Origin of the sequence: Streptomyces shenzhenensis (genome assembly GCF_021462265.1) — a bacterium.
In the GTDB taxonomy this organism is placed as follows: Bacteria; Actinomycetota; Actinomycetes; order Streptomycetales; family Streptomycetaceae; genus Streptomyces; species Streptomyces shenzhenensis.
Map to the genome: position 1 here is coordinate 61,758 of NZ_JAJONF010000011.1, position 24,437 is coordinate 86,194.

The 24,437-nt window shown below is 70.2% G+C and carries 18 protein-coding genes and 3 pseudogenes; 5 read left to right on the plus strand and 16 right to left on the minus strand.

Features of this window, described 5'->3' with window-relative positions; all coding sequences use genetic code 11:
- Positions 1 to 7: 7 nt before the first annotated feature.
- The 8 genes from LQ326_RS16795 to LQ326_RS16830 all read right to left on the minus strand — a co-directional run bounded on the left by LQ326_RS16795 (position 8) and on the right by LQ326_RS16830 (position 10,338).
- Positions 8 to 664: a phosphatidylserine decarboxylase gene (locus LQ326_RS16795; protein ID WP_181803088.1), complete on the minus strand. Its 657-nt coding sequence runs from the start codon at positions 662 to 664 to the stop codon at positions 8 to 10.
- A 169-nt stretch (positions 665 to 833) separates the two neighbouring features.
- Entirely contained in the window at positions 834 to 2,039 is a 1,206-nt protein-coding gene (locus LQ326_RS16800; RefSeq protein ID WP_234537446.1) for an acyl-CoA dehydrogenase family protein, read from the minus strand.
- 3 nt (positions 2,040 to 2,042) lie between these two features.
- Complete coding sequence (locus tag LQ326_RS16805) at positions 2,043 to 2,555, minus strand: MaoC family dehydratase (RefSeq protein WP_062667068.1); 513 nt, start codon at positions 2,553 to 2,555, stop codon at positions 2,043 to 2,045.
- Positions 2,556 to 2,560: 5 nt separating this feature from the next.
- Positions 2,561 to 3,526, minus strand: a complete 966-nt coding sequence (locus LQ326_RS16810) for an HpcH/HpaI aldolase/citrate lyase family protein (RefSeq protein WP_234537449.1) — start codon at positions 3,524 to 3,526, stop codon at positions 2,561 to 2,563.
- Entirely contained in the window at positions 3,523 to 5,571 is a 2,049-nt protein-coding gene (locus LQ326_RS16815; RefSeq protein ID WP_234537451.1) for a protein meaA, read from the minus strand. The genes LQ326_RS16810 and LQ326_RS16815 overlap by 4 nt, the downstream gene beginning before the upstream one ends.
- A 17-nt stretch (positions 5,572 to 5,588) precedes the next feature.
- Positions 5,589 to 6,932, minus strand: a complete 1,344-nt coding sequence (ccrA, locus tag LQ326_RS16820; RefSeq protein WP_234537453.1) for a crotonyl-CoA carboxylase/reductase — start codon at positions 6,930 to 6,932, stop codon at positions 5,589 to 5,591.
- A 621-nt stretch (positions 6,933 to 7,553) separates the two neighbouring features.
- On the minus strand, positions 7,554 to 8,369 hold the full coding sequence (locus LQ326_RS16825) for a TetR family transcriptional regulator (protein ID WP_234537725.1): 816 nt from the start codon (positions 8,367 to 8,369) through the stop codon (positions 7,554 to 7,556).
- Positions 8,370 to 8,514: 145 nt separating this feature from the next.
- Positions 8,515 to 10,338, minus strand: coding sequence for a 3-hydroxyacyl-CoA dehydrogenase family protein (locus LQ326_RS16830; protein ID WP_234537456.1), 1,824 nt, complete (start codon positions 10,336 to 10,338; stop codon positions 8,515 to 8,517).
- Positions 10,339 to 10,715: 377 nt separating this feature from the next.
- Between LQ326_RS16830 and LQ326_RS16835 the strand changes: the two genes are divergently transcribed.
- Positions 10,716 to 11,291, plus strand: a complete 576-nt coding sequence (locus LQ326_RS16835) for an adenylosuccinate lyase (protein WP_234537458.1) — start codon at positions 10,716 to 10,718, stop codon at positions 11,289 to 11,291.
- On the opposite strand, the pseudogene LQ326_RS16840 reads toward LQ326_RS16835, so the two are convergent.
- The 5 genes and pseudogenes from LQ326_RS16840 to LQ326_RS16860 all read right to left on the minus strand — a co-directional run.
- Positions 11,266 to 11,454, minus strand: a pseudogene (locus LQ326_RS16840) (N-acetyltransferase); the annotation flags it as partial. The gene LQ326_RS16835 and the pseudogene LQ326_RS16840 overlap by 26 nt on opposite strands.
- Before the next feature lie 69 nt (positions 11,455 to 11,523).
- Complete coding sequence (locus LQ326_RS16845) at positions 11,524 to 13,089, minus strand: alpha/beta hydrolase (RefSeq protein WP_234537460.1); 1,566 nt, start codon at positions 13,087 to 13,089, stop codon at positions 11,524 to 11,526.
- A gap of 150 nt (positions 13,090 to 13,239) precedes the next feature.
- Positions 13,240 to 13,416: pseudogene (locus tag LQ326_RS16850) on the minus strand (Rv2578c family radical SAM protein); the annotation flags it as partial.
- 197 nt (positions 13,417 to 13,613) lie between these two features.
- Positions 13,614 to 13,805, minus strand: a pseudogene (locus tag LQ326_RS49140) (helix-turn-helix domain-containing protein); the annotation flags it as partial.
- Complete coding sequence (locus LQ326_RS16860) at positions 13,796 to 14,146, minus strand: cupin domain-containing protein (RefSeq protein ID WP_434056950.1); 351 nt, start codon at positions 14,144 to 14,146, stop codon at positions 13,796 to 13,798. The gene LQ326_RS16860 and the pseudogene LQ326_RS49140, both read right to left, overlap by 10 nt.
- Between LQ326_RS16860 and LQ326_RS48685 the strand changes: the two genes are divergently transcribed.
- Positions 14,100 to 14,552, plus strand: coding sequence for a rhodanese-like domain-containing protein (locus tag LQ326_RS48685; protein WP_372496874.1), 453 nt, complete (start codon positions 14,100 to 14,102; stop codon positions 14,550 to 14,552). The two genes, LQ326_RS16860 and LQ326_RS48685, sit on opposite strands and share 47 nt — an antisense overlap.
- Here LQ326_RS48685 and LQ326_RS16870 read toward each other — a convergent pair.
- A complete protein-coding gene (locus LQ326_RS16870; RefSeq protein ID WP_234537462.1) occupies positions 14,518 to 19,509 on the minus strand; it encodes a multicopper oxidase domain-containing protein in 4,992 nt (1,663 codons plus the stop codon). The two genes, LQ326_RS48685 and LQ326_RS16870, sit on opposite strands and share 35 nt — an antisense overlap.
- A gap of 438 nt (positions 19,510 to 19,947) precedes the next feature.
- Between LQ326_RS16870 and LQ326_RS16875 the strand changes: the two genes are divergently transcribed.
- From LQ326_RS16875 to LQ326_RS16885, 3 genes are all read left to right on the plus strand, one after another.
- On the plus strand, positions 19,948 to 20,613 hold the full coding sequence (locus tag LQ326_RS16875) for a response regulator transcription factor (RefSeq protein WP_234537464.1): 666 nt from the start codon (positions 19,948 to 19,950) through the stop codon (positions 20,611 to 20,613).
- Entirely contained in the window at positions 20,603 to 21,694 is a 1,092-nt protein-coding gene (locus LQ326_RS16880) for a sensor histidine kinase (RefSeq protein ID WP_234537466.1), read from the plus strand. Before LQ326_RS16875 ends, LQ326_RS16880 begins: the two co-directional genes overlap by 11 nt.
- A gap of 87 nt (positions 21,695 to 21,781) precedes the next feature.
- Positions 21,782 to 22,171, plus strand: coding sequence for an ankyrin repeat domain-containing protein (locus LQ326_RS16885; protein ID WP_372496876.1), 390 nt, complete (start codon positions 21,782 to 21,784; stop codon positions 22,169 to 22,171).
- Positions 22,172 to 22,270: 99 nt separating this feature from the next.
- Here the strand turns inward: LQ326_RS16885 and LQ326_RS16890 are convergent, their stop codons facing one another.
- Positions 22,271 to 23,764 carry a sensor histidine kinase gene (locus LQ326_RS16890; protein WP_234537469.1) on the minus strand — a complete coding sequence of 498 codons (1,494 nt, stop codon included), beginning with the start codon at positions 23,762 to 23,764 and terminating at the stop codon, positions 22,271 to 22,273.
- Entirely contained in the window at positions 23,761 to 24,423 is a 663-nt protein-coding gene (locus tag LQ326_RS16895; protein WP_234537471.1) for a response regulator transcription factor, read from the minus strand. Before LQ326_RS16895 ends, LQ326_RS16890 begins: the two co-directional genes overlap by 4 nt.
- Between the last annotated feature and the right edge of the window lie 14 nt (positions 24,424 to 24,437).

The following is a 24,437-nucleotide window of genomic DNA, read 5'->3' on the forward strand; positions in this document are numbered from 1 at the left end:
CTCAGGATCAATCACGGTCAATGCGAGTCACCCCAGCCACGGTCTTCTGGCCGACCTCGACCGCGACCTCCACGCCCTCCGGCAGGTAGATGTCGACGCGCGAGCCGAAACGGATCAGCCCGATGCGGTCGCCCTGCTCGACCTTCGTGCCCTGCGGGACGTAAGGCACGATACGGCGGGCCACTGCGCCTGCGATCTGGATCATCTCGATGTCGCCGAGTTCGGTGTCGAAGTGCCAGACTACGCGCTCGTTGTTCTCGCTCTCCTTGTTGAAGGCGGGAACGAAGCCGCCGGGGATGTGCTCCACCGACGTCACCTGGCCCGCGAGGGGGGCGCGGTTGACGTGGACGTTGAGCGGGCTCATGAAGATCGCGACGCGGGTGCGGCCGTCCTTCCACGGCATGATGCTCTGCACCACACCGTCGGCGGGGGAGATGACACGGCCCTGGGCGATCTCACGCTCGGGGTCGCGGAAGAACCACAGCATGCCCGCCGCGAGCGCGGTGGCGGGCACGGCGACGGCCTTGGCGGCGCCGGAGCGGCGGGCGCGGAGCAGGCTGACGGCTGCGGTGGCGACGGTCGGGAGAAGCCACGGCGATGCTCCGCGCGCGAGGCGTACGCCGGCCAGGCTGTCTCGATGTGCAGAGGTTTGGCTGTGGGGCATGGATGACCTTCGTAGCGGATGATGCCGCGCGGGAAAAGGGGACGGCGGCTTTCCGGGATCGTACCGGTCGCGGCCTACAACTGGGCAAGCCAGGAAGCCGAGTCGGCGGCCGAAGACCGTTGACGGGGTGTGATCTTCTTCTCGAAGAAAACACCCCGTACCCGGACAATCAACCCTGGAATCGATACTCTTCGAGCAGTCGTCGCCCGATGATCATTTTCTGGATCTCGGCGGTGCCTTCGCCGATCAGCAGCATGGGCGCCTCGCGGTAGAGGCGTTCGATCTCGTACTCCTTGGAGAAGCCGTAGCCGCCGTGGATCCGGAAGGCGTCCTCCACGACCTCCTTGCAGTACTCGGAGGCGAGATACTTCGCCATCCCTGCCTCAAGGTCGTTTCGTTCCCCGGAATCCTTTTTGCGTGCGGCGTTGACCATCATGGCATGCGCGGCCTCGACTTTGGTGGCCATCTCCGCGAGCTTGAACTGGATGGCCTGGTGCTGGGCGATCGCCTTGCCGAAAGTATGACGCTGCTGGGCGTACTGGACGCCCAGCTCGAACGCGCGCTGGGCGACGCCGCAGCCGCGCGCCGCCACGTTGACGCGGCCGACCTCGACTCCGTCCATCATTTGGTAAAAACCTCGGCCGGTGACCCCGCCGAGCACCCGATCGGCCGGAATCCGCAGCCCGTCCATGATCAGCTCGGTGGTGTCGACGCCCTTGTAGCCCATTTTGTCGATCTTGCCGGGAATGGTGAGGCCGGGGCGGACCTCTCCGAAGCCGGGCTCCTTCTCCACCAGGAAGGTCGTCATCGACTTGTGGGGGGCCGTGCCCTCGGGGTGTCCCTCGTCACTTCGCACGAGGACGGCCACGAGGGACGACGTGCCGCCGTTCGTCAGCCACATCTTCTGGCCGTTCAGGACGTACTCCTCGCCGTCCTTCACCGCCTTCGAGGTGATCGCCGACACGTCCGAGCCGAGGCCCGGCTCCGACATCGAGAAGGCGCCCCGGATGTCGCCGGCCGCCATCCGCGGCAGGAAGTGCTCCTTCTGCTCCTGCGTCCCGTGCTGCTTGAGCATGTACGCGACGATGAAGTGCGTGTTGATGATCCCGGAGACGGACATCCAGCCCCGGGCGATCTCCTCGACGCACAGCGCGTACGTCAGGAGGGACTCGCCCAGGCCGCCGTACTCCTCGGGGATCATCAGGCCGAAGAGGCCGAGCTCCCTGAGGCCGTCCACGATCGCTTGCGGGTACTCGTCGCGGTGCTCCAGCTCGGTGGCGACCGGGATGATCTCCTTGTCCACGAAGTCGCGGACGGTGGAGAGGATCTCCTGCTGGACGTCGGTCAGACCGGCGGTCTGGGCGAGACGGGCCATCGCTTACTTCCCCTGTTCCTTGAGCTCGGGGCGGCCCGGCTGCTCGCCGCCGCGCTCCTTGATGTACGTCTCGGTCGGCACCATCACCTTGCGGCGGAACACACACACCAGCGTGCCGTCCTGCTTGTAGCCCTTGGTCTCGACGTAGACGATCCCGCGGTCGTTCTTCGACTTGGACGGCCACTTGTCGAGCACGGTCGTCTGGCCGTAGATCGTGTCGCCGTGGAACGTGGGAGCCACGTGCTTGAGCGACTCGATCTCCAGGTTGGCGATCGCCTTGCCCGAGATGTCAGGAACTGACATGCCGAGCAGCAGCGAGTAGATGTAGTTCCCGACCACCACGTTCTTGCCGAAGTCCGTCGTCTTCTCGGCGTAGTTGGTGTCCATGTGGAGCGGGTGGTGGTTCATGGTGAGGAGACAGAACAGGTGGTCGTCGTACTCCGTGACCGTCTTGCCCGGCCAGTGCTTGTACGTCGCCCCGACCTCGAACTCCTCGTACGTGCGTCCGAACTGCATCGCGCTCACGCCTCCGGGATCTCGAACTTCGACGTGCGCTGCATGCCGGCCGCCCGGCCCTTGCCGGAGATGACCAGGGCCATCTTGCGGCTGGCCTCGTCGATCATCTCGTCGCCGAGCATCGCGGAGCCCTTCTTGCCGCCCGCCTCGGACGTGTAGTAGTCGTACGCGTCCAGGATCAGCTCGGCGTGGTCGTAGTCCTCCTGCGACGGCGAGAAGATCTCGTTGGACGCCTCGACCTGGCCGGGGTGCAGCACCCACTTGCCGTCGAAGCCGAGGGCCGCGGCGCGCTGGGCGACCTCGCGGTAGCCCTCGACGTTGCGGATCTGGAGGTAGGGGCCGTCGATCGCCTGGAGGTTGTTGGCGCGGGCGGCCATCAGGATCTTCATCAGGATGTAGTGGTAGGCGTCCGCCGGGTAGCCGGGCGGCTGCTCGCCCACGACCAGCGACTTCATGTTGATGGACGCCATGAAGTCGGCCGGGCCGAAGATGATCGTCTCGACGCGCTGGGACGCGGTGGCGATCTCGTTGACGTTGTTCAGGCCCTGCGCGTTCTCGATCTGCGCCTCGATGCCGATCTTGCCGACCTCGAAGCCCATGGTCTTCTCGATCTGGGTCAGCAGCAGGTCGAGGGCGACGACCTGCTGGGCCGTCTGGACCTTCGGCAGCATGATGCAGTCGAGGTTCTGCCCGGCGCCCTCGACCACGGTCACGACGTCACGGTACGTCCACTCGGTCGTCCAGTCGTTGACGCGGACCACGCGCGTCTTGCCGGTCCAGTCGCCCTCGTTGAGGAACTTGACGATGGTGTGCCGCGCCTCGGGCTTGGCGAGCGGCGCGCACGCGTCCTCCAGGTCGAGGAAGACCTGATCCGCCGGGAGACCCTGCGCCTTCTCCAGGAAGCGCGGGTTCGAACCGGGTACGGCCAGGCACGAGCGCCGCGGGCGGAGACGGTTGACGGTCGTCGTCATGCGGGGACCTCCAGAGGGTCGAGCTTGTTCGCTTTCCGGATCTCGTCGACGATGCGGCCGATGATTCCGGTGATGTCGAAGTCCTTCGGGGTGAAGACCGCGGCCACTCCGGCTGCCCTGAGCTGCTCGGCGTCTCCGTTCGGGATGATGCCACCGGCGATCACCGGTATATCTGTGGCACCGGCCACACGGAGTCGTTCCAGGACGTCGGGGACCAGCTGGGCGTGCGACCCGGAGAGGATCGACAGGCCCACCGCGTGCACGTCCTCGGCGAGCGCCGCGTCCACGATCTGCTCGGGAGTGAGCCGGATGCCCTGGTAGACCACCTCGAAGCCGGCGTCCCTGGCCCGCACCGCGATCTGCTCGGCGCCGTTGGAGTGCCCGTCCAGACCGGGCTTGCCGACCAGGAACCGCAGCTTGCCGCTGCCCAGCTCACGGGCGGTGGCGTCCACCCTGGCCCGCACCTCGGCGAGCGCCGAGCCCGCCTCGACGGGGACCGCGACGGGAGCCGAGGAGACCCCGGTCGGCGCCCGGAACTCGCCGAACACCTCGCGCAGGGCCCCGGCCCACTCACCGGTCGTCACACCCGCGCGGGCGCACTCCAGGGTGGCCTCCATGAGGTTGTCGGTGCCCTTGGCGGCCTCCTTCAGCCGCTCCAGGGCCTTGCAGGGCCGCGGGTGGTTGAACGGCGGCTGGTAGCGCGTGTCGCGCCACCGCCCGATCGCGGCCACCACCCTCGCCTCGACCGCCGGGTCGACCGTCTGGATGGCCGTGTCCAGGTCGGCGGTGAGCGGATTCGGCTCGGTGGTCTCGAAGATGTTGACGCCGACGATCTTGTCCTGACCGGACTCGATCCGGCCCCGGCGCTCGGCGTGCGACGCCACCAGCTGCGACTTCAGGTAGCCGGACTCGACGGCGGCCATCGCGCCGCCCATCTCCTGGATCCGGTCCATCTCCGCGAGGGAGTCCTCGACCAGCTGGGCGACCTTCGCCTCGATGACGTGCGAGCCCTCGAAGATGTCGTCGTACTCCAGCAGGTCGCTCTCATGGGCGAGCACCTGCTGGATGCGCAGCGACCACTGCTGGTCCCAGGGCCGGGGCAGGCCCAGGGCCTCGTTCCACGCCGGGAGCTGCACGGCACGCGCGCGTGCGTCCTTCGAGAGCGTCACGGCCAGCATCTCCAGCACGATCCGCTGGACGTTGTTCTCCGGCTGCGCCTCGGTCAGGCCGAGGGAGTTGACCTGGACGCCGTACCGGAAGCGGCGCTGCTTGGGGTCCTCGATGCCGTACCGCTCACGGGTGACCTTGTCCCAGATGCGGCCGAACGCCCGCATCTTGCACATCTCCTCGACGAACCGGACGCCCGCGTTCACGAAGAAGGAGATGCGGGCGACGACGTCACCCATCCGCTCCTGCGGCACCTGGCCGCTGTCGCGCACCGCGTCCAGGACGGCGACGGCGGTGGACATCGCGTAGGCGATCTCCTGGACCGGTGTGGCGCCCGCCTCCTGCAGGTGGTAGCTGCAGATGTTGATCGGGTTCCACTTCGGCAGGTGGGAGACCGTGTACGCGATCATGTCCGTCGTCAGCCGGAGGCTCGGCCCCGGCGGGAAGACGTGCGTCCCCCGGGACAGGTACTCCTTGACGATGTCGTTCTGGGTGGTGCCCTGGAGCTTGGTGACGTCCGCGCCCTGCTCCTCCGCGACGACCTGGTAGAGCGCCAGCAGCCACATGGCGGTGGCGTTGATCGTCATCGAGGTGTTCATCTGCTCCAGGGGGATGTCCTGGAACAGCCGGCGCATGTCGCCGAGGTGCGAGACGGGCACGCCCACCCGGCCGACCTCGCCGCGGGCGAGGATGTGGTCGGGGTCGTATCCGGTCTGCGTCGGCAGGTCGAACGCCACCGACAGGCCCGTCTGGCCCTTGGCGAGGTTACGCCGGTACAGCTCGTTGGACGCCTCGGCGGTGGAGTGCCCGGCATACGTGCGCATGAGCCACGGCCGGTCCTTCTCCCGCCTGTCTGCGGCGATCTGACGCTCAGTCATTTATGACCTCGGGTGTCTCAGACGTTGCGGAAGCGGTTGATGGCGTCGAGGTGCTTGGCCCGCATCTCCTCGTCGCGCACGCCGAGGCCTTCCTCGGGAGCGAGGCAGAGGACGCCGACCTTGCCCTGGTGCAGGTTGCGGTGCACGTCGTAGGCGGCCTGGCCGGTCTCCTCCAGGGAGTAGACCTTCGACAGGGTCGGGTGGATCTTGCCCTTCGCGATCAGCCGGTTGGCCTCCCAGGCCTCGCGGTAGTTGGCGAAGTGCGAGCCGATGATCCGCTTCAGGGACATCCACAGGTAGCGGTTGTCGTACTCGTGGTTGTAGCCCGAGGTGGAGGCGCAGGTGACGATCGTGCCGCCCTTGCGGGTGACGTACACGGAGGCACCGAAGGTCTCGCGGCCCGGGTGTTCGAAGACGATGTCGACGTCCTCGCCGCCGGTGAGTTCACGGATGCGCTTGCCGAAGCGCTTCCACTCGCGCGGGTCCTGCTCCTGCTCGTTCTTCCAGAACTTGTAGCCCTCGGCGTTGCGGTCGATGATCGCCTCGGCGCCCATCGCCCGGCAGATCTCCGCCTTCTGCGGCGAGGAGACGACACAGATGGGGTTGGCGCCGCCGGCCAGCGCGAACTGCGTGGCGTACGAGCCGAGTCCACCGCTCGCGCCCCAGATCAGCACGTTGTCGCCCTGCTTCATGCCGGCGCCGTTGCGGGAGACCAGCTGCCGGTAGGCGGTGGAGTTGACCAGCCCCGGAGCGGCGGCCTCCTCCCAGCTGAGGTGGCCCGGCTTGGGCATCAGCTGGTTGGACTTGACCAGCGCGATCTCGGCGAGACCGCCGAAGTTGGTCTCGAAGCCCCAGATGCGCTGCTCGGGGTCGAGCATGGTGTCGTTGTGACCGTCGGACGACTCCAGCTCCACGGAGAGGCAGTGCGCGACGACCTCGTCACCGGGCTTCCAGGCGTTGACGCCGGGGCCGGTGCGCAGGACGACGCCCGCGAGGTCGGAGCCGATGATGTGGTACGGGAGGTCGTGCCGCTTGGTCAGCTCGCTGAGGCGCCCGTAGCGCTCCAGGAAACCGAAGGTCGACAGCGGCTCGAAGATCGAGGTCCACACCGAGTTGTAGTTGACACTCGATGCCATGACGGCGACCAGGGCCTCGCCCGGGCCGAGCTCGGGCAGGGCGACCTCGTCGAGGTGGATCGACTTGCGCGGGTCCTTGTCACGGGTCTCCAGGCCCGCGAACATGTCCGTCTCGTCCTTGTGCACGGTGATCGCGCGGTAGGACTCGGGAAGCGGCAGGGCGGCGAAGTCGGCCGGCGTCGATTCCGGCGACTGGATCGCGTCCAGAATGGCCTGAGTGGTCACGGTGTTGCCTCCGGCGGTGTGCGCCCCCGAGGGAAGGGGCGCTGAGGGTTACGTCGGTGCTGCTGAGGGTTTCGGGAAGGTGCCCTGGTGCCGTCGGTTCGGCGGGGTGGTGCTTCGGCGGCGCTTTGTGGCGCGGGAGGTTGCCTGTGACGCAGGCGTCCGACGGGCGGGCCGATGGGCTCGCCGGGACAGGCCGGACACCATCAACGTATGACACCGCGTGTCAGGCGGCAAGGCACTGAGTGCCAGAAATCGCTCTCAGATGAAATCTTTACGTAACAAATGAGCGATGATCGATCAAACCTACTGCCGAGTAGGTGAAAATGCCCCGTCTCGCGGAAGAGGTCCGGATGCCGGGGACGGGCCGCGAGGCGTGGATCACACGGGCGGCGTGACGCACGCCTCAGGTCAGAGAGCATGCCGATGGCGGCGTCGGCGGGGCGGTGGGCCGCGGAGGCCGGCATCGGCTGTCGCGGTTCCGGTCCGCCGCCGCGCGGAAGCGGACGGCGGCCCGGCGGTACTTCCCGGCCCGGGCCGCGGCCACCGACTCAGCCCGTCCGGCGGGTGCGGACGAGCGGCTCAGCCGCGGTCCGGTGACCGCGGCCCGCCACGACCGTCGCCCTACGACCGCTCCTTCAGCGCCTGCTCGATCGTGCGCATCACCTCGTCCAGCGGCGCGTCCGTCCGCGCCACCGTCACCAGCACCTCACCCCGCGAACCGACCGAAGCCGGCGCGGTGGACCGGGGGGCGGCGTCCCGGCCGGCCCCGATCCCGGTGCCGAACGTCTTGCGCACGATCGCGAAGGCGTGGTCCAGCTGGGTCTCGACGTCTCCCCGGCCGTCCGCCCGCAGCCAGCGGCGCAGGACGTGGTTGTGGGCGGTGACCACCGCCGACGCCGCGACCTCGGCCAGCAGGGGGTCGTCGTTCGCGTCGTCCGCGTGGGCGTGCTCGTCGAAGTGGCCGAGGAGGTAGCGGGTGAAGAGACGCTCGTAACGGGCCACCGACGCGATCTCGGCCTCGCGGAGGGTGGGCACCTCGCGGGTGAGCTTGTAGCGGGCGACCGAGATCTCGGGCCGGGCCGCGTACATCTTCATGACTTCCTTGATGCCGCGGCACACCGTGTCCAGCGGGTGCTCGTGGGCCGGGGCCGCCTTCAGCACGGCCTCGGCGCGGATCAGCGTGTCGTCGTGGTCGGGGAAGATCGCCTCTTCCTTGGAACGGAAGTGCCGGAAGAAGGTGCGGCGGGCGACCCCGGCCGCCGCCGCGATCTCGTCGACGGTGGTCGCCTCGTACCCTTTCGTCGCGAAGAGCTCCATCGCGGCGGCCGCCAGTTCTCGGCGCATCTTGAGCCGCTGGGCCGCCGCGCGGGTGCCCGCGGCACTCTCCGGCGCGTCGGGCGTGGCGGGGGTACGTGAGGACTTGGCGGGCTGGGGCATGACCCGAACGTACTGCATGTGCGCAGCTTGCTGCGCATGTCCGGGGTTTCCCCCGCCCGCAAAGGGCGGGGGACCGTCCGCGGGGTCGAGCAGTCCGCCCCAGTCCTTGCCGTCCAGGTCGTCCCGGAACCAGTCGCCGACGCCGTCAGCGGCGGGCATATTCGCGGAAGCCGCGGCCGGTCTTGCGGCCGAGGCAGCCCGCGGCCACCAGGTGCTCCAGGAGCGGCGCGGGCGCGAGGCCCGGGTCGCGGAACTCCCGGTGCAGTACCTTCTCGATGGCGAGCGAGACGTCCAGGCCGACCACGTCGAGCAGTTCGAAGGGGCCCATCGGGTAGCCGCCGCCCAGCTTCATCGCGGCGTCGATGTCGTCGAGGGACGCGTAGTGCTCCTCGACCATCTTGATCGCGTTGTTGAGGTACGGGAACAGCAGGGCGTTGACGATGAATCCGGCCCGGTCGCCGCAGTCGACCGCGTGCTTTCCGACGCGGCCGCAGACCTCGCGGACGGTGGCGTGGACGTCCTCGGCGGTCAGCACGGTACGGACGACCTCGACCAGCTTCATGGCCGGCGCCGGGTTGAAGAAGTGCATGCCGATCACGTCCTGCGGACGCGAGGTGGCGCGGGCGCAGGCGACGACCGGCAGCGAGGAGGTGGTGGTGGCGAGGACCGCGCCCGGCTTGCAGACCTTGTCCAGCGTCGCGAACAGCTGCCGCTTGACCTCCAGGTCCTCGGCGACCGCCTCGACGGCCAGGTCGACGTCCGCGAAGGCGTCGTACGAACCGGCCGGGGTGATCAGGTCCAGGGTCCGCGCGGCCGCCTCGGCGGTCATCCGGCCCTTTCCGACGGAGCGGTCCAGGGACTTGCCGATGCGGGCCTTGGCCGCCTGCGCCTTCTCCGCGCTGCGGGCGGCGAGGACGACCTCGTAGCCGGCCTTGGCGAAGACCTCGGCGATTCCGGAGGCCATGGTGCCGGAGCCGGCGACGCCGACCGAGCGGACCGTGCGGCCCGGGGCGGGCGCGGCGCCCTCCAGCGGGGTGAGCGCGTCACGGACGACGGTGGCGCTGCCGGGGGCCTCGTAGGTGTAGAAGCCGCGACCCGACTTGCGGCCCGTCAGGCCCGCCTCGCTGAGCTGCTTGAGGATCGGGGCCGGGGCGTGCAGCCGGTCGCGGGACTCGGCGTACATGGCGTCCAGGACCGTACGGGCGGTGTCGACGCCGATCAGGTCGAGCAGGGCGAGGGGGCCCATCGGCAGGCCGCAGCCGAGCCGCATGGCCGCGTCGATGTCCTCGCGGGAGGCGTACTTCGCCTCGTACATCGCGGCGGCCTGGTTGAGGTAGCCGAACAGCAGGCCGTCCGCGACGAACCCGGGGCGGTCGCCGACCGCGACCGGCTCCTTGCCCAGTTCGATCGCCAGGTCGGTGACGGTGGCGACGGCGCTCGGCGCGGTGAGGACCGACGAGACGACCTCGATCAGCTTCATCGCCGGGGCCGGGTTGAAGAAGTGCAGGCCGAGGACGCGCTCGGGGCGGGCCGAGGCGGCGGCCAGCCGGGTCACGGAGAGCGCGTTGGTGCCGGTCGCGAGGATGGTCTCGGGGCCGACGATGCCGTCCAGTTCGCGGAAGACCTGGTGCTTGATGTCGTACGACTCCGGGACCACCTCGATGACGAGGCCGGCGTCGGCCGCGGCCGTCAGGTCGGTGCCGGTGCGGACCCGGGCCAGCAGGCCGGCGCGCTCCTGCTCGGTGAGCTTGCCGCGCGCCACGGCCCGGGCCGTGGAGGCCTGCAGGGCGGCGAGGGACCTGGCGGCCTGGGCCTCGCTGACGTCGATGCCGATCACCTCGCGGCCGGCCCTCGCGAGGACCTCGGTGATACCGGTGCCCATGGTGCCGAGGCCGACGACGGCGATCGTCTTGAGCGGAGACGGGGAGGACGGGGAGGACAGGGAAGGGTCGGGCTGGGGAGCGGCCATCGCGGGACTCCAGGAATGAGGGTGACGACTGGAAACGCGCCCGGGTGCGCCGAGGGGCGCACCGGGTGCGGAGAGCGCTGCGTGAATGCGGGTGTAGCCGGGCTGACTGGCGCACACGCCCGGTGCTGCTGCCGCGGGCGCGCACACGCCCGGGAGCGGCGGATTCCGACCGGCCCTGTCCCGGAGCCGGGTCGTACTGCGGTACCGAGGTACCGAACCGACCTGACACTCACGCGGCTGCGTCACCAAACCGGCGTGAGCGATGGCGAGTGGGTGACTCGCTCGATTGAGCTTAACCGGCGGGTAACGAGCGCGCCAGCCCCCCGACTTTGTGATGTACGTCCCCCCGTCCGCGCGACCCCTCTACGCTGGACTTCGTGGACGAAGAGTTGCGATCCCTCACGGAGCGTTTACGGCAGGAGTCGCAGGGAACGGCTGCCTACGACCGGCTTCTGGCCACCGAGGACCACGACGAACTGGCGGAGGTGCTCACCGCCGCCGGACAGCCCCTGTGGGCCAGGGAGCTGGCGGCGTTCCGGCTGGGTACGGCCGGCGACCGGCGGGCCTTCGAGACCCTGGTCCTGCTCCTCAACCACCGCGACCCACCCCGCTGCGCCTGTGCCGCCCACGCCCTCGCCCGCCTCGGGGACCCGCGCACCGCCCGCGCGGCCGCCGCCCTCGCCACCAACGAGCTCCGCGTCGGCTACGCCCTGCACTCCGTCCGCCTGCTGGTCGAACTGCGTGCCCCGGAGTCCGTCCCCGCCCTGATCACCACCCTGGAACGCCGGCTGCGCCCGCACGATCCCTACCGCAGGGTCGCCCTCGCCTGCGTGGACGGCCTCGGCGCCCTCGGCGACACCCGCGCCCGCCGCGTCCTGACCGAGGCACTGGCCCACCCCGCCCTCGCCGAGGCGGCGGTCCAGGCCCTCACCCGCATCCCTGGTCAGAGGTGACGCCGGACTCCCTGACGTACCGCACCTCGGGCACCGGCACCCCGTCGACCTCGTACGCCTCCTCGGCGCCGTCGGCGGCGAAACCCGCGATCTCGTAGAACCGCCGGGCGCGCGCGTTCCCCTTCAGCACCCACAGAAAGCCGCGCGGCTGCCCGGCGCACCGCTCCGGCACCGCCGGGGGAGCGAGGCGTCGTTCATGGCGGCACCTCGGGGCGACACCGTCGGGAGCGGCTCAGCCGCGGAAGCCCAGCAGGCCGTGCAGGGCCGAGCCGCGGGACGACGTCGAGGCGGCCTTGGTGGTCAGGGGCTTCGGGTCCGGGGTCTTCCGGCAGACCGCGTCGGCCGTGCCGTGGCCGCGCGGGACCGTGCCGTTCGTCAGGTAGGCGGCGAGGTGGGTGTCCAGGCAGGTGTTGCCGCTGAGCGTGACGCCGTGGTTGCCGCCGCCCTGCTCCACGACCAGGCTGGAGCCGGCCAGCAGCCGGTGGACCGTGACGCCGCCCTGGTAGGGGGTGGCCGCGTCGTCCGTCGCCTGGAACAGGAGGACCGGCGGGAGCTTGCCGTTGGTGATGTCCACCGGCCGGAGCGTCTTCGTCGGCCAGTACGCGCACACCGCGTTGTACCAGGCGTTGTTCCAGGCCATGAACGGCGCCTTCTCGTACGCCGCCCAGTTGTCCTTGCGCCACTGGTTCCAGTCCCGTGGCCAGGAGGAGTCCCGGCACTGGACGGCCGAGTAGACGCTGTAGCCGTTGTCGCCGGCGGCGTCGACGGCGGCGAACTTCTGGTAGGCCGCGACCAGCGCGGTCGTCTTCCCGCCGTTGACGTAGGCGGAGAACGCCTCGGCCAGGTAGGGCCAGTAGCCGTTGTAGTAGCCGCCCGGGACGAAGGTGTCCTCCAGCTCGGCGGCGCCCACCTCGCCCCCCGCCGGTTTCCTCGCCAGCGCGGCCCGCATGGCGTACCACCTGGCCTCGACCTTCTCCGGGTCGGTGCCGAGCCGGTAGGTCGAGTCGTACTTCGCGATCCACGCCATCAGCGCGCGCTGACGGTCGTTGAACGCGTGGTCCTGGCTCAGGTTGTCGTCGTACCAGACGCCCGTGGGGTCGACGACCGAGTCCAGGACCAGGCGGTGGATCCGGTCCGGGTGCAGTTTCGCGTAGACCGCGCCCAGGTAGGTGCCGTAGGAGTAGCCGAGGTAGCTGATCCGGCGCGCCCCGAGGGACTGGCGGATCGAGTCGAGGTCCTGTGCGGCGCTGACCGTGTCGAGGTAGGGCAGCAGGTTCGCGTACTTCTCGCCGCACGCCGCCGCGAACGACCGCACCCGCTTGAGGTTCGCCTGTTCGAGGGCGGGGGTGGCCGGGACCGGGTCGGGGCGCACCGGCTCGAAGTAGCGGGGCGCGCAGTCGACCGCCGGGCTGGATTTGCCGACTCCGCGCGGGTCGAAGCCGATGACGTCGTACCGGGCCGCCACCTTCTTGGGCAGGGTGGACGCGACGAAGCCCGCGAGACTCAGCCCGCTGCCGCCGGGGCCGCCGGGGTTGACCAGCAGCGGCCCCTGAGAGGCCGCCGCGGTGTGCGGGACACGGGTGAGGGCGAGGGTGATCTGTTTTCCGCGCGGGTTCCGGTGGTCGAGGGGTGCCCTGACCGAGCCGCACTGGAGCGTCGGGTAGTCGGCGGTGCCGCATTTCCGCCAGGTCACCGGGGACACCCGGAGGGGGGCTCGGGGGGCGGCGGTCGCGGGCAGGGCGGTGAACGAACCGGCCACGACGGCGGCGGCGCACAGCACGGCTGCGCGTGTTCGCATGGGTCCTCCCAGGACGGAGGGTCGTGGACCGCACGTGTCACGGTCCTCGCCGCATCGTCCCGGGAACGGACCCCCAGAGAACGCATTCTGACGATTAATGACCCAATTGGGTCGAGGCTTGCGCCCGAACGCCCCCAGCCGTGAACGCGCTCAGAGCAGGGTGAGCTGGGTCGGCTCCGGCGGCGCCGGTTCCTCCTCCGGCGCCGGTACCGGGATCCGGCGCGGGGTGCCCGCGCGGTTCGGCCCGATGCCGTACTCCCCGGCCGGCTCGCGCACCTGACGGGTGATCCGGCGCTGGTACCACTTGGGCGCGTCCACGTCGTCAGCGCCCGCAGCGAGCTGCCCCTGCTGCGCAGCGGCGCCCGGGTTCCGCCGGACCAGGCCACCGCCGAAGGCCCGGTGCCGCGGCAGCGGGCCGGCCGGTAGTCCGCCGTGCGGGCGGAGCCCGGCGACCCACCACCCGGCGTGGGCCGCCAGTTCCGAGGGATGCGGTGCCGAGGCGGGTGCGCATGCCAGGGTGTGCTTCAAGCGACCTGACATTCGACGGCATCAGCCCTTCTTCCGATGTTCGGTACGGTAGCGGCCGGGGCCCGGCCGACGACGCGCTTGAACGCGCGGGCGAAGGCGAACTCCGAGTCGTATCCCACCTCATGAGCGGTGCGGCGCAGCGGCACCCGGCCCTCGCGCGCCAGCCGGGCGGCGGCCGTCATCCGCCACCGCGCACAGCAGGGCCTTGAGCGGGCCCTCCCCCCTCGACGATCAGACCGGCGGGGGACATTCCCTCCAGTGTCCCGCCGAAGATCTCCCCGAACGGCCGCACCGGGCGCTCTCCGGCATCGGAGACGGCGTGTCCGATGCCGGAGGGCAGGAGGGCGATGTCGCCCTGGAAGAGCAGGATCGGTTCGCTGCCGTCGGGAGTGAGGTGGCAGGCGCCGCGGTCCACTCGTCGTTCTGCTCGGCCAGGACCGCGCCGACCAGCCGGGTCACGGTGGTGCGGTGACCCCGTCAACATGCTCGGATGCGTCACCGACGACCAGTCCAGCGGAACGACCGCCATCGTCCAGTGGCACGAACTCGACCGGGCGGTACGCGACGGGGCCGTGCGCGTCGACGTCCGCACCTGTACCGAGCACGAGGCGGGAGGCATCCCCGGCTCCCTGCACGTCCCCGTCGACGAGTTGCGCGCCCGCCTCGACGAGATTCCCATCGGCCGTCCCGCAGTCGTCTACTGCCACGCCGGACTGCGGTCTGACGGCCGCCCGCATCCTGACCCGACACGGACGCAACGTGCGCAACCCCGACGGCGGCTGGCTCACCTGGCAGGCGGAACAGACACGTCCTTGACGGCGTGCGGTGGAGGGCGGGCCGGGGCCCGCCCTCCTGTCGTGCGTGGTCACTCAGCCGCTGCCCGGCTCCTTCCCCCCGTGGTCACCGTGGTGAGCGCACCGACACCTGAACCGTGAGGGGACGCGTCGTTCTGCGCCCGGCGACGTTCGTTGCCGAGACCCGGTACTGGTAGGCCGACCCCGGTCCGACGGTGCCGTCCACGAACGTGACCTTTCCGGTCTTGGCGCGGGCCGGGACCTTGCCGACCTGCTTGAACGTCACACCGTTGTCCGTGGACCGCTCGATGACGAACCCGGACTCGTTGGTCGAGTTGTCCCGCCAGGTGAGGCCGACCCTCTTCCCGGACCGCAGCGCGGCGCTCAGGCCCGTCGGAGGCAGCGGACCGTTGAGGCCGAGCGGGTCCGACACCGACTTCACCGTCATGCTCGGGAACTCGCTGCCGTATCCGACCGTGTTGAGCGCGACGACCCGGTAGAGGTACGGCGTGGCCGTCGATGCCGTCGGGTCGACGAAGGAGCGGGCCTCGTGGATGTTCGGCTGGTCCAGTGGCGAGGCCACCGTGCCGACGTCGGCCCACGTGGTGCCGTCGCTCGACCGCTGGACGACGAAGGAGGTCTCGTTGACCGAGTTGTCCTGCCACGTCAGCCGGATCCGAGCGCTCGTGCCCGTGCCCACGACATCCGACGAGAGCCCGCTCGCCTTCAACGGGGGCAGCGCCAGCGACGCGGGACGCATCATGTCCATCTCCTCGTGGCTGAGGATGTGACAGTGGATGACGTACTCCCAGCCGAAGTTCACCAGCTTGTTGGTGATGGCTGCCGTCGGGTTGCCCTGCGGATCGATGTTGTTGAACATCGAGGTGTCACCGAGTGGCATCGCCGGGTCGAGAGGCCGGATGGAGTTCGGCACTTCGAAGGGCACCGTCGGCACGACCGGCCGCAGCGCGACGATCGTGTCCTCCAGCGGGCTCATCCGCACCGTGTCCTTCCACCCGAGTTCGTTGGCGTCCGGTCGGATGACGATGTTGTCCCAGGTCACCCGATTGAGCACCTGGACGTCGTACAGGTGGAAGTGGATCGGGTGGGTGTCCACCCCGTTGTGGGTGAACCGCCAGATCTGGGTCCCGTCCGCGTTGGTACTGATGGGCGTGACCTTCACATCTCCCTTGGGCAGGTCGGTGCCGTCGATCAGTTCGGTCTGCGGGTTGATGTACGGGTACAACGTCACGTTCTGCGCGCCCGGTGTCGGTGGCTGCGCCTCGACGCCGAGGTTGGCCTGCATCCGGCCGAAGTCGTCGAACGCGGTCGCGTTCATCTCGTCGTGGATGGCCTTCGGCTGCAGGGGCATCGACATCTTGGTGTTCGGTGCCTTGAGCGTGTTGAAGCCGAACGCCGACGTGTCGTTCACCCGGACCAGGCCGTCACAGGTGTTCACGGACGTGTTGGCGACATTGCAGTTGCTGCTGGCGGCGAAGGTCGTGCCGTACGCCGAGTTGTAGGCCGCCTGCCCGACGATCGCCGGGTTCTGCCCGGACTCGAAGACGCCCGAGCCGTCCGCATGGTGCCGGAAGGCGGCCCGCAGCTTTGCCAGGTCGAACGCCGGAGCCGGCGCCGTGTCCGCGATGGTCACCTGCATCACGGTGCGGGTGTTGGGCCCGTACCCCGGCAGGATCTTCGGTGCGCCGGCCGGGCTGAGGTCGGGTGCGCCCGTGTAGTAGTCGTACGACGGGATGCGTGCCGGGTAGGCCGCGGGTGCGTCGTTGTACAGGATGAGCGTCTTGCCGGCGAACTTCGAGAAGTCCACCAGCACGTCGGCCCGCTCGGCCGGTGCGAGCGCCAGCGAGTGCTTGTCCACGTTGCCGACGTCGAAGCGCGTCGGGTCGGTGATCCAGGTCGTCGGCTGCTGGCCGTCGATGACCGCCGGTGCGGGCAGGAAGCCGCCCTCGTTGGCGATCTGGATCCAGTCCGGCCCGGCGAGGTCGTTGTTCGCATCCACCGGGGTGGGCGAGACGGTCGGGTCGGTCTGCGCCGCCGCCAGCTCGCCCGGCTTCAGCGCCACCTCGGTCGTGCCGTCGCCCTGCTTCGGATCGGCGGTGTACCACTGGAAGTTGAAGAACCGGTCGTTCGCGGCGTTGAGCAGCCGCATCCGGTAGGTCTTCGGCTGGAGCGTCACCTTCGGATAGGCGACCCCGTTGACGATGGGTGTGTCGTTGAACTGTTCCATGCCCATCGAGATGTTCGGCGTACCGGGGATCTGCTCCGGCTCGCAGAACGGGTCGGTCTGGTACTGCCAGGTCGACGGGACGTCCAGCTTGCACTTCGGGTCGTAGTACGGGTTGGCGATCGGCCCGTACTTGGCGGTGCCGGACGGCGGCCAGAACCACGGCCCGTACATCCAGCGTCCGTACGCGCTCATGCCCGACGGGTCGCCCGGGTTCTGCGCGGGCATGTAGACGTGGTGGTACCAGAAGCTGCCCTTGGTGCCCCAGCGCTTCGTGTTCCAGGTGGGGTCCTGGCCATAGGAGGTGGTCTTGCCGTCGGCGTCCTTCCGGTCCTTGAGCTGGGCGTCGTCCGGCACGAACGTGCGGTCCTGGACGAGCAGCGGGACGGTGTCACCCGCGTCGGGGATCGTGCCGCCGCGGATCAGCGACTTCTCCGTGTCGTCGGTGATGGTGTAGCCCGCGGCCTCGCCTGCGTACACGTTGAGCCGGGTGATGCCGTAGGAGTGGTCGTGGTAGAACATCAGCCGGGCGCTCTGCTGGTTGGTGTAGTAGAACGTCGAGCAGCCGTCGTCCTTCGCGGCGCAGAGCGTCGCCCCGGTGCCGTCCACCATGTCCGGCACGTTCTGCACGCTGACGCCCTGCGGCCAGTCCGTGGTCTCGCCGGCCGGGGTGATCCACTGGTGCGGGGTGCCGTCGCTGATCCACGGCGTGATGCCGCCGTGCAGGTGCAACGTGGCCCGGTTGTCCGGGAAGCAGCCGGCCTTGTCGTTCGTGCACCCCGGATTGCGCACCTCGTCCGTGACGGTGCCGTCGTTCTTCGGTGCGGGCATCGCCATCGGGCCCATGCCGGAGCCCATGCCGGTGCTGTCGACCGGCAGGAACAGATCGCCGTCGGCGCCCTTCGGGAGCAGGTTGCGGAACACGATCCGCACCGGCCGGTCCTTGGTCGCGGCGATGAGTGGGCCCATCCACTGCGGTGAGGTCACGCCCGTGTACGGCAGCGGTTGCCTGGTGCCGTCCATCAGCTCGTTGTAGAGCGGGACCTTCCGTCCGGGCACGGCGTCCGTCGACAGCTGGACGTAGCCCCGCACCAGGGTCGGCGGCAGGTCCGAGGAGAACCGGGTGAGGTACTGCACGAGACCGATGACGTATTCGTCGGCCGGCTTGCCGCTGGTGGTGAGGGTCTCCGGCACCGCCAAGGGGATGAACTTCTCCGACGGCTTCGTCGACGGCGCCTGCAGCTGTGCCACGTCGGGGCAGCCCGTGCCGTCCGCCTTGGGGTCGCAGGTGACCGGCAGCTCGTCCTGGAACTTCTTCATCCCGGCCGAGAGGTAGCCGGCCCCCGGGTCGGTGACCTTGACCGCACTGATCGCGCCGGTGTCCGTCACGGCCTTCGCCGCCGCCCCGGTGCCTCCCTTGCCTGTCGGGTCGCTGATGGTGACATCGGGCGTTCCGGTGTAGCCGGAGCCGATCCTGTCCACCGTGAGGCCCACGAGTTTCAGGCTGCTGGAGGCCTTCGACTCCGTCGCGCCGGGGATCGGGTCGGCCAGCGTCCCGTTGTGGATCGCGACGCCGGGCGCGCTGCCGTAGCCGCTGCCCGGATCGTCGACGATCACCTTCGTGACACTGCCGTCGGCCGTGAGGTCGGCCGGGTCGACGTGTCCCTTGGCCACGGTGCCGTTCGGGTCGTCGGGGAGGTCGAAGTCCACCGTGGGCATGGTGTAGCCCGACCCGCCGTCAGCGATCGTCACGGCGTCCACCCCGCCGGAGGCCGTGGCGGCGGCACCGCTGCCGCCACCGCCGGTGATGTCGACCGCGAAGCCGCCGTAGCCGCTGCCGTTCGCGCCGACCTTGAGGTCGACCACGGCCCCGGTCGATTTGACGGTGGCCTCCGCGGTCGCCGCCGTGGTGCCACCGTCGACGGTGACCGACGTCGCGCCGGCGACGTAGCCGTGCCCCGGGGCGGTCACGTCGATGCCGGCGATGCCGCCGGTCTGCGGGTCCACCGTGGCCGTCGCCTCGGCGCCGGTCCCGGCGGGGGTCACCTGTGCCCCGAAGGAGTACTGCCGGTCCTGGGTCGGGTAGAGCGGGTAGTCGGTCGAGCCCAACGCGACCGTGCCGCCCTGCTTCGGGGCCACGTTGGCCGGCGGAGAGGTGGAGCTGTCGACGCCGGCCGGGTACATGAAGGTGTCGGTGTGGGAGGCGAGACCGGTGTCGAGCGGGATGCCCTGACCGTAGAAACCGATGACGTCGCCGGCCCGCACGGCGACATCGGGGACGTTGTACGTCGCGACCTCTCCGGCCGTGGCGGTCGGCTTGGGCACCGTCTGCAGCCCGCTGTCGGCCACGACGGTGTACGTGTCCGGTGCGCCCGCCGGCCGCAGGACGTAGGCGTGGAAGAGGCCTCCCTCGGATGCCGAGGGGCTCCCTCCCGGCTTGACCTGGTTCCAGGTCTGGAAGCTCTTGAGAGTTCCGTCGGGAAGCGGAGATCCGGTCAGCACGACGAACACCGGCCCGAGTTCGCCCGGCGGCGTCGCATAGTCGGTCGCGTATAACCGCTCGGCCAAGGCGTTTCCCACCGGCATCGCGGTGGGCGTGATGGTCACACGGGCCTTCGACAGGGTCAGCGGGCTGTTGGCCCAGTTCGGCCACGGGCCGAAGTAGTGCGGGACCTTCGTCTCGTCCGTCGGGCTGCTCGGCCCGGTTGCGGCGGCCGCCTGCGCCTGCTGGACCGGCGACGGCGGCAGACCCGAGACGACCGCCAACCCCGCCATCACCGCCCCGGCGCCGATCAACGCGACGGCGCGGCGTCCCAGTTTCCCCAACGGTCTCATCGCCTGTCGGGTGAACATGCCTTCTCCCTCCCCTTGGTGACCCGCCGCCTGCGAGCTTGGGTCTGACCTGCCTGGCCCACGGAGAGGCGACGAGAACGTGGGCACCAGCCCTTGCCACCGATCGGTGGCGCGGCCCGCGGGGCCGCGCGACGAGTCTCCGGCCGACCGCCGACGACATGGGCAAAGATGACGAGCCTCTCATCAAGCTGTCATGACGAGGCGTCGCGCGGCCGGACTGCGCGGGGCACCGGCGCGGCCGCATCGTTGCCCGGCGCACTGCTCACGGAACATCGTCTCGGCGGCCTTCGGCGGGCGCCGGATCGAGTCGATCCAGACATCTTTCCGAGATCTCCTATGGAAGTTCAGGTGTGGGATTTATAAAGATCCCGTGAAAGGCGCAGATGACAGCCCAGAGGGGGCGCTGTCGGGTGCGCGGTCGGGGAGGTAGTAGCCACCATGGCTCGGCTGTTGGTCGTCGAGGACGAGGCGCGGCTCCGCGCCTACCTCACACGCACACTCGAAGCGGACAGTCACGTCGTCGACAGCACAGGGTCCGGCCCGGAGGCCGTACGCCACCTGCGAGACGACGAGTTCGACCTGATCGTGCTCGACCTCATGCTGCCGGGGTTCGACGGCTTCGAGGTGATGCAGCGCGCCTTCGACCGGCGACCCGAGCAGCGGGTCCTCGTCCTGTCCGCCGTGATGGACGTCGCCACCCGGGTCCGCTGCCTGCAGATCGGGGCCGTCGACGTCCTCGGCAAGCCCTTCGCGACCGCGGAGCTGGTGGAGCGTGTCCGCACCCGGCTCCGTGCGCCCGCCACCAGCATTTCCCAGCGGTGGCTCCGCGTCGGGGAGGTCACCCTCGATCTCGAGCGGCAGGCGCTCAGGCTCAATGGCGAGAACGTGCCCCTGTCGCACCGCGAGTTCATGTTGCTCGGCCACCTCATGCGGCGAGCGGGGGAGGTGTGCAGCCGACGTGAGCTCCTCGCGAGCGTCTGGGGCTATGCCGACGGTCCCGGGAGCAACGTGGTCGACGCGACGGTCCGCAGGATCCGGGGCAAGGTGCCCCGGTCGGTCATCGAGACGGTGCGCAATGTCGGGTACGCGTTCAGTGCCGGCTGAGCACCCGCGTCTGGTCTTCGCCGGCTGGGTGCTGTTCGTCGCGTGCAGCCAGCTGCTGCTGCTCGTCGTGCCCGGCCTCGAGACCGTGGCATTCCACCTGGTGTGGATCAGCATGTCCATCGTCTACGGCGTCCAGAACTGGTCGGCCCGCCGCATGGCCGTGGTGCTGACCGCGGTCATCCTGGTCACGGGTACCGTGCTGGGCGGGTTCGTGGCGCAGGGCCACGCCGCGTGGGACGAACTCGCCGAGGTGCCGCTGATGGCGCTGGTGTTCCTCGCCATGGTCTGGCACGTACGCCGACGGGCCGCTGCCCTCGCGGAGACACAGAGCCTTGTCGAGCGCGAGCGTCGCGCGCAGGAGGTCAAGGAGTTGTTCGTCCGCAACTGCTCGCACGAGATGCGTACGCCGATCACGGTGGCCCGCTGCTACGCGGAGATGGTCCGGAACGAGCTGCCGACTCCGGAGAGCAAGGAGGACCTCGATGTCGTGGTCGACGAGTTGGACAAGCTCGGCGGCCTCGCCGGGCGGCTCCTCGTCCTGGCCGACGCCTACGAGTCCGCCGAATTCGAGCGGTCCCCCGTCGACCTCGGCTCTCTCCTGCAGCGGACCGCCCAGCGGTGGCGGCCGGCCTCGGACCGTGACTGGATCCTGGACGCGCCCTCCGTCCTCATGGAAGGCGACGAGGCCCGGCTCGAGGCCGCCCTCGACGCCTTGGTGGAGAACGCCGTGAAATTCACCGTGGAGGGCGACGCCATAGTGCTGCGCTGTCGCGCGACCCACAGCGGCGCCGTGGTCGAGGTGGAGGACACGGGCATCGGCTTCGCCCGGTCGCGGGCCGACGACGGGAGCGGCCCACCGCAGTCGTCGGGGCGCCCCGGCACCGGGCTCGGCCTGGCGATCGTGCGCGCCGTCGTCGAGGGTCATGGCGGTGGCCTCACCGTGGTGTCCGAGCGGCCAGGCGGCTCGTTGCTCCGGATGGTGCTGCCGCTGCACCCGCCGACGGCCGGACCGAGGCCGGCACCGGCCGGTCCGTCGGGGCAGCGGCACCTGCGAGCGACACGACTCGAGGAGCCCGACTGACCTGCTCGCGCTCCCTCCGCAACACCGAGCCCGCATGGTTCAGCAGGCAGCCGCCCGACCGGACCAGCCGCGTCCGGCGGGGAAGACGTGGGGGCCGCCCCCGGCACGGAGCAGGGATCGCCCGCGCCGCACCGCTCGTCTCGGGGCGCGAGGTCGGCCGGCAGGTCCTCGAGCACCGTCTCGCCCCCGGTGCGCACGCCGAGTTCGTGGGCGGGGCCGAAGCGTCTGCTGGCAGCCGGAGCCTTGCCCGGCACCGAGAGCGGACGTGGCGCGAAAGGCACGCGCCTGTGCGCGGCCGCATGCTGGGGCCATACCGAGACGGTGCGTGCACTCCTCGCCCACGGCGCCGACCCCGATCTCCGCGAAGACCACGGCACGGGCCGGTCCCCGCTCGAATGGGCGATGACCGGGCCCTACCCCGAAACGATCGCCATGCTTCTCGCCGCGGGCGCCCGACGACACGACCAAGCCACCTGACCCGTATCGAGGCACCAAGTCCCGCGAGCCGCTTTCGATAAAGGCCCTAGACTTCCTGGCCCGCGAAAACGGCCGCAGAGGCGCCGCCCGTCCAGGCCTTCATGAGCCCTGTACGGCCCTGAGACCGGGCAGTCGCAGCTCGAACAGGGCGCCGCCGAGTGCGGACGTGCACACCGTCAGCGTTCCGCCGTGCCGCTCGGCGACATCACGGGCGATGGCGAGTCCGAGCCCCGCGCCGCCGTCATCCCGGCTGCGTGCGTCGTCGAGGCGGACAAAGCGTTCGAAGATCCGCTCACGTTGGTTGTCCGGCACGCCGTCGCCGTCGTCCGCGACCCGCAACACGGCCGTCGTCGCCTCCCTCGCGAGGGTGACGTCGATCCGCGTGCGGGCATGGCGCTGGGCGTTGTCGACCAGGTTGGCCAGGACCCGCGCCAACTGCCCGCCCGATCCCACCACGTCGACGCCTTCCGCCACGGTGGCGTGGACCGCGATGGTGTCCCGCGCCGCCCGCTGCCGGAGTTCCTCGCGCACCAGCGAGTCCAGCTTCACCCGCCTGTCCGTGCTCGGCCCACCCGCGTCCAGCCGGGCCAGCAGCAGCAGATCGGTGGCGAGCCGCTGGAGCCGTACGGTGTCCGCCACCGCGCCGTCGAGGTCCAGCAGGCCGGGGTGGGCCGAGCCGACTTCCAGCTGGGTGCGCAGGGATGCGATCGGACTGCGCAGTTCGTGCGAGGCGTCGGCGACGAACTGCCGCTGACGTCCGACCGAGGCCTCCAGCGCGGCCAGGGTCTCGTTCGTCGTCCATGCGAGCCGGGCCACCTCGTCGCCCGAGCGGGACTCGGGCACCCGGCGGCTCAGGTCCTCGGAGGCGGTGATCGCCGCCATCTCGGCACGGATCGACTCGACCGGACGCAAGGCCCGACGGGTGACCAGCCACGTCACGGCCCCGACCACGAGGAGGAGCACGGGAAGGCCGACCAGCATCACGGCCGTCGCGGTGGACACTGCCCGCTGCTCGGCGTCGCGCAGGGCGCCGGCGTGGATGGTGAGGGTGCCGTAGGCCTTCGTGTCCACCTGGGCCGTGGCGAAACGGTAGCCGGAGGTCCGCCCGAGGACGGTCGCGGTGCCCGTCGCGAAGGAGTGGCCGTCCCTGACCCGTCCGGGCGCGGCCGTCCCGTACTCGGCCTTGTCCTCCTGGGGCTCGTCTTCCTCCCGCCCCTCACCCTTGCCGTCACCGGGCGCGGGCGAGGGGGTCGTCTTCGGAAGGTCCGCCCTGACCGCGGTGACACCGGTACCGGTGATCCTCTGCAGCGCCTCGCTGGCCGCTCGCAGCCGACCGTCCGCGTCGACGACCTGGATCGGGTGCTCGCTGCCGTCCCCGAGCTCGAGCTGCTCGAGCCGATGGCCCAGCCCCAGGTTGACGGCGACCTCGCGCGCGGCGGACTGCGCCGAGGAATCCGCCTGCGACGTCAGGCTCGACCGCAGCGAGCCGAGCACCGCGGCGCCTGCCGCGATCAGCGCGACCGCGACGACCAGGGTCGCGCCGAGGGTGGCTCGGGCGCGTACCGAGCCGACGAGACGGAAGAGCCCCGTCATCTCCCCTCCAACCGGTATCCGGCGCCCCGCACGGTGACGATACGGCCGGCACCCAGTTTCCGCCGCAGGTTGCTGATGTAGACCTCGACGATGTTCGGATCGCCTTCGAAGGCGAAATCCCACACGTGCTCCAGGATCTCTCCCTTGCCGACGATCTCACCCACTCGCAGCGCCAGCTGCTCCAGGACGCTGAACTCCTTGGCGGTCAGGGAGATCTCGTTGCCGTCGAGCTGTACCCGGCGGGCGGCGGTGTCCACTCTGAGCCCGCCCGCCACTATCACCGGCGACCCGCCGGCCGCACCGCGCCGCCGGAGCAGCGCCCTGATTCTGGCCAGCAGCACGACGTAGGAGAACGGCTTGGTCAGATAGTCGTCTGCCCCCGTGTCCAGCCCCTCGGCTTCGTCGTACTCGCCGTCCTTGGCGGTCAGCATCAGAATCGGCACGTCGTTGCCGGCGGCCCGCAGGGCGTCGCAGACCCGGTAGCCGTTCATGCCGGGCAGCATGATGTCGAGGACCACGAGGTCGTAGGAGCCCTCGGAGGCCCGGTGCAGACCCGCGAGGCCGTTGTGCACCACGTCCACGGCGAGGCCCTCCGCGGTCAGGCCCTTGGCGAGAGAGAGCGCGAGCCGCTTCTCGTCCTCCACTATCAACAGACGCATGCGCACAGGGTGGC

Coding starts and splice junctions, on each gene's coding strand:
- LQ326_RS16800 (WP_234537446.1), bottom strand. CDS start 2,039: ATGGCCCGTCTCGCCCAGACCGCCGGTCTGACCGACGTCCAGCAGGAG.
- LQ326_RS16805 (WP_062667068.1), bottom strand. CDS start 2,555: ATGCAGTTCGGACGCACGTACGAGGAGTTCGAGGTCGGGGCGACGTAC.
- LQ326_RS16895 (WP_234537471.1), bottom strand. CDS start 24,423: ATGCGTCTGTTGATAGTGGAGGACGAGAAGCGGCTCGCGCTCTCTCTC.
- LQ326_RS16795 (WP_181803088.1), bottom strand. CDS start 664: ATGCCCCACAGCCAAACCTCTGCACATCGAGACAGCCTGGCCGGCGTA.
- LQ326_RS16870 (WP_234537462.1), bottom strand. CDS start 19,509: ATGTTCACCCGACAGGCGATGAGACCGTTGGGGAAACTGGGACGCCGC.
- LQ326_RS16815 (WP_234537451.1), bottom strand. CDS start 5,571: ATGACTGAGCGTCAGATCGCCGCAGACAGGCGGGAGAAGGACCGGCCG.
- LQ326_RS48685 (WP_372496874.1), top strand. CDS start 14,100: ATGCTCGGATGCGTCACCGACGACCAGTCCAGCGGAACGACCGCCATC.
- LQ326_RS16860 (WP_434056950.1), bottom strand. CDS start 14,146: ATGGCGGTCGTTCCGCTGGACTGGTCGTCGGTGACGCATCCGAGCATG.
- LQ326_RS16825 (WP_234537725.1), bottom strand. CDS start 8,369: ATGCCCCAGCCCGCCAAGTCCTCACGTACCCCCGCCACGCCCGACGCG.
- LQ326_RS16845 (WP_234537460.1), bottom strand. CDS start 13,089: ATGCGAACACGCGCAGCCGTGCTGTGCGCCGCCGCCGTCGTGGCCGGT.
- LQ326_RS16810 (WP_234537449.1), bottom strand. CDS start 3,526: ATGACGACGACCGTCAACCGTCTCCGCCCGCGGCGCTCGTGCCTGGCC.
- LQ326_RS16875 (WP_234537464.1), top strand. CDS start 19,948: ATGGCTCGGCTGTTGGTCGTCGAGGACGAGGCGCGGCTCCGCGCCTAC.
- LQ326_RS16830 (WP_234537456.1), bottom strand. CDS start 10,338: ATGGCCGCTCCCCAGCCCGACCCTTCCCTGTCCTCCCCGTCCTCCCCG.
- LQ326_RS16890 (WP_234537469.1), bottom strand. CDS start 23,764: ATGACGGGGCTCTTCCGTCTCGTCGGCTCGGTACGCGCCCGAGCCACC.